This is a genomic window from Enterococcus sp. RTP21361st1_A6_RTP21361_211029 (genome assembly GCF_040910045.1).
GTDB classification, from domain to species: domain Bacteria; phylum Bacillota; class Bacilli; order Lactobacillales; family Enterococcaceae; genus Enterococcus_D; species Enterococcus_D gallinarum.
In genome coordinates, this window is sequence record NZ_JBDGBK010000212.1 from 1 (window position 1) to 1295 (window position 1295).

The window sequence follows — 1295 nt, forward strand, 5'->3', positions numbered from 1 at the left end:
GAGGAGCATGGAGAACTGCATTGGGTCGAAGCTCCGTGTTTCGCCGCGCTTGGTGGTGATGCGTCCCTGCGTCGCAAGAGTCTGCACGAGCTTGATGTTCCGGTATCCCATCTCTTCCTGCATCTTTCCCTCCACGCCTTGCCGTAGAATCGTCGCATGGAGAATCGTGTCTGGTTTTCCTTTTGCCCTCGGAGCTCTGACCAGCTTCGGGGGCTTTCCTTGATTCGAACTATAAAACACTACGAGCGGACACCGTCAAAGGTTCAGTCCTGGGAAAACTGGATATCGGAGGATTCTGTGCATAAAACATTCCATATGCAAATGCCTGATATGCTGTCAAACCTGATGAGGCCTCCATCGCGGGGAAAGTCTTGCCGTCTTTAGTTAAAAACTCAAATGCATATGCGTTGACCCGACTTTCCAATGATTCCTTTATGTAGTCCAAGCTCCCCTCAGCATGCATTTTAGCTATAACCGAAACGCCTCTTCTGCATAAAAAAGTTGGTGTATCGAGGGAGACTTAGATTTAACTACCGCGTCACAACCTCCCCAAATTGCCGTCTCGTCCACGATCTCCGCCCCGACCTTTGCATAAGATTCGTTTGGGAAACTGACCAGTGCGCCAGCATCACGCTCGGCACATACCTTTATATCTTTCTGCCGCGCTAATGGCGCGGCTTCCTGAGGACGCAGTGCTATACGGCATTCTCTTTTCAGAGTCCTCACCTGCTATTCCTACAGTTAACGTCATTCTTTCCAGACCTTTGTATCCATCAGATATTGTTTCAACCCCTCGTATCTCTCAACATAGGTATACGACTGCGGAGGTGTGAAATCAGGTGCGAGCGCAGAGAGCAATTCAGAATCAATCGGAGGAAAAAGAGGTACATATTTTTCTACAGGTATTGCGCAAACTTCATGACACCCGTTAAAATATCGGAATAAGGATTCCGGGTTAGGTATCGCTCCTAAAGAACTAGCATGCTGGATTACGTAATCTGGGTTTCCGAAAATTGGGACCCCGCAGAAACCTATTGCACATATTGCGCGAACTTCTCCTCCAACATAGATAACTATCCTTTTAGGCTTCTTCTTAGAAAACTTACGACGAAACTCAAATTTCTTAACCCCGGAAAGAAAATCATTGTGCCATCTTTCTTTTAAAGTAATAATCACGTCGTTGTCTCTTGCGGATAGGTCTAACACGTTATTATCTAGGTTATCTTCAAAGAAAAGTGGTTGGATCCAGTTTGTCATATTTCAAATCCCTTATCGATTAGCATACTAATCATTTC

The 1295-nt window shown here is 45.9% G+C and carries 2 protein-coding genes; both read right to left on the bottom strand.

From position 1 onward, the window contains the following. Positions 1-468: 468 nt before the first annotated feature. Positions 469-726, bottom strand: a complete 258-nt coding sequence (locus AB5Z52_RS17110) for a hypothetical protein (RefSeq protein ID WP_368267149.1) — start codon at positions 724-726, stop codon at positions 469-471. Between the two features lie 21 nt (positions 727-747). Further along, positions 748-1257 (bottom strand): hypothetical protein, encoded by a 510-nt coding sequence (locus AB5Z52_RS17115; protein ID WP_243821782.1) that lies wholly within the window; start codon positions 1255-1257, stop codon positions 748-750. Between the last annotated feature and the right edge of the window lie 38 nt (positions 1258-1295).